This is a genomic window from Limnofasciculus baicalensis BBK-W-15 (genome assembly GCF_024178385.1).
GTDB classification, from domain to species: Bacteria; Cyanobacteriota; Cyanobacteriia; order Cyanobacteriales; family Coleofasciculaceae; genus Limnofasciculus; species Limnofasciculus baicalensis.
Genome location: NZ_JAMZMM010000542.1, coordinates 1 through 2,972, shown reverse-complemented (window position 1 = coordinate 2,972; position 2,972 = coordinate 1). Strand labels below are relative to the sequence as shown.

The window sequence follows — 2,972 nt, the reverse complement described above, 5'->3', positions numbered from 1 at the left end:
CTGTCGCTACACAGACAAAACCTGCCTTCGCAGGTTAGCAAGTTTTGCATTAGCTGATTAACAAATAAGTTGAACCGCCGAAGGGCGGTAAAGCCTGTGTAGCAACAGGTTTTAACCTGTTGCTGTGGGAGAATGAAACAGCCCTGCTTGTCAAAGGGGGGAGCAAGAATACAACCTGCATTTCTTCCAAAGTGGGATGCTCCCAGCCGCTGCGCGTCTATGCGTAAAAAAAATATCTTCCCCCCAACAAAGAATTCCAATAACTATCACCCCCACCCCAAACTACTCAGAAGCAGAATACTTGCTCAAAGCCTGATTAATCTCTGGATTATACAACCGTAGATAATTCCAATAATTTTCTAAAACTGACTCTACATACCCTTTAGTTTCCGCAAAAGGAATTTTCTCTATAAATCCATCTGGATCGCTAAACCCATATTTACTAATCCAACTCGCCACATTACCTGGTCCAGCATTATAACTAGCAACAGCTAATAGAGTATTATTATTATACTCATCATGAGTATGAGCCAGATACCAAGTACCCAAATTAATATTATCGCTAGGATTAGTTAATTTATAGTCTTTGAGCTGAATTTTCTCTGCCACCCATTTACCTGTTGCTGGCATCACCTGCATTAAACCTAACGCCCCTGCTGAAGATTCAATTTTGCTTTCAAATCGAGATTCTTGGCGGATTAATCCCATGACTAAACATGGATTGAGTTGGCGCTCTTTGGCAGATTTGATAACAGATTCAATATAAGGTAAGGGAAATAAACCATACCAGTAAGCTGGTTCCCCACGAAGGGCTTGCCATTGTTGTTTTTCTTCTGGTTTATCTCGCTGACTCAGATTCCAGATTTGGTTAATTCCTCGCAAATTATCCCCTATTTCTTGGCGAATTAGCCCATCGGTAAATTGTTCAACGACAGTTGCTTCTTGTCTATTTTTAAATTCTACTTGCCAAAGTGCCCAGGTATCATAGTTTTGACCTAATCGATATAATTCTTTGAGGGTATCTGAGCCTGTTGGTGGGATAAATCTTAGGGGTGGTTTGACTATCTCTGGTGTCAGGTTCCGAACTGTGGTATAGTCTCCTACAGGTAAGCCTAATTTTTGGGCTGCTCTCCAGGCATAAAAGGATGATGGATATTTAGTTAATACATGTTCAAAGGCTTTTTTGCCATCTGCCTCTCGCCCTATTTGGATTGCCCATCGCCCTACCCAAAATCCGGCTTCTGGTGCTAATGAGTTATCGGGATTTTCAATAGTAATGGGTTGTGCCCATTTCCAGGCTTCGGCTAATTTACCTTGTTTGGCATAATTCTGTGCTACTTTCCACCGATACTCTGCTGCGGCATCGGATTTAGGATATTGAGTTAATAGGGATTGACGGGCTTGAGTGGCAGAGGTAGCATTGCCTAAAGTTTCTAAAATATCGGCTTTGGCGATTAAAGCGGCTGGGGCTTCATCGGGGAATTTGCTAATTACTCTATCTAAATAAGTGATGGCTTCTTCAGAGGGGGAGAGACTGGCTAATCGCCGCAAGGCTAATCCTGTTTCTTTGGCATCGGGAAATCCTTTAATTAGTTGTTGGTATCCCAGTTTTGCTTCATCGCGTTTCCCTTTTAGATGATAACCTCGCCCTGCCCGATAAGCATGTAAGGGGGTGGGAGTTGCTTTACTATAGGCTTTGGCTCCTTCAGCATAATCCATTGTTTGCCAATAGCCAAAGGCGATGGCATCCCAGTCTTCTGGTTTGAGTTGAGAGGCGTATTTTTCTACGAGGGTATTGCGAATAGCCCCAGTCTCGAGATTGTCTGGATTATATTTAGCGACTATTAGCAGTAATGGTAATTGATTGGGATTTTTACTCAGACGAGCCTTAATTATAGACTGAGTAGCGGGATGAGCGGGGAATTCTGCGATCGCCTTATTCCCGTATTCGGGGTTAGCACTACCTAAATTATAGAGTGCATGAGCCGCTACTGGATCGTTGGCATAATTCTTCAGTATTTCCAGCCATTCTGCTTGGGCTTTTGCCTTATCTCCCGTTACTGTATAAGCTTGGGCACGTTTCAGGAGAATATGAGATGCCAAAATGGGATAGTCTGACTCCAACCCTTCCAACCATTTTAAGGCAGTTTGACCTTGTTTCTGTTCAATTAAGTCAGCGGCTAAAAGATAACGGGCGCGATATTGGTCTTGGGATTTATTACCAGATGCGATAGTTTCTAATTGGGATAATCTAGCTTGAGGAGACTGAGATACTAGGGGTAATACAGTAGATTGGGCATCTTGTTTGCTTGGGCTGAATCGATTTTCAGTTTTTTCCTTCCCCATCCATCGCTCCAGAGTACCACTCATGGTAGCCGCGACTATACCTCCGGCTAATAGCCCGGATACTGTTAGCCCTATCGCTACTGTGCCGATGATTTTGTAGTTTTTTTGTTTTTCCATCTTTTGAGCCAATCTAAAATTAGAGAAAATTCCGATAACTTATCTTATCACTGTTACTAAATTTAGATTTTGAGTTAAATAGTTGTTTCTGGTATAAATCTGGTAAGTTTGAGTGAAACAGTTGTTTTTGGCATAAATCCTGGTAATTTAAGTTAAACAGTTGTTTCTGGCATAAATCCTGGAAGGGCGAAGCACTTGCGGAGTAATTTTATTGGTAATACCCAAATATATTGGCGCAAGTGCTTCGCCCCTACCCCAATTTTTGGATGGAATAAAACACTCCCTAATCCGTTACATTATTCCCTTCCACCGCCATCCACCACCACTGCAAATCCGCTGCCATCCACCATTAACTATCGCCAAAACCAATCACCCATCCGCTGCCATCTACCATTAACTATCGCCAAAACCAAGGGAGCATCCGCTGCCATCCACCATTAACTATAGCCAAAACCAATGGGAGCATCCCGAGAAAGGAAGAAATGCAGGTTGTATTCTTTCTCCCCCCT

Annotated in this window: 2 protein-coding genes; one reads left to right on the top strand and one right to left on the bottom strand. The window is 42.7% G+C overall.

From position 1 onward, the window contains the following. Positions 1-282: 282 nt before the first annotated feature. Positions 283-2,463: a lytic transglycosylase domain-containing protein gene (locus NJ959_RS27865; protein WP_254015018.1), complete on the bottom strand. Its 2,181-nt coding sequence runs from the start codon at positions 2,461-2,463 to the stop codon at positions 283-285. A 211-nt stretch (positions 2,464-2,674) separates the two neighbouring features. Here NJ959_RS27865 and NJ959_RS27860 point away from each other — a divergent pair, with 211 nt between their 5' ends. Continuing rightward, positions 2,675-2,860: a hypothetical protein gene (locus tag NJ959_RS27860; RefSeq protein ID WP_254015017.1), complete on the top strand. Its 186-nt coding sequence runs from the start codon at positions 2,675-2,677 to the stop codon at positions 2,858-2,860. Positions 2,861-2,972: the final 112 nt, after the last annotated feature.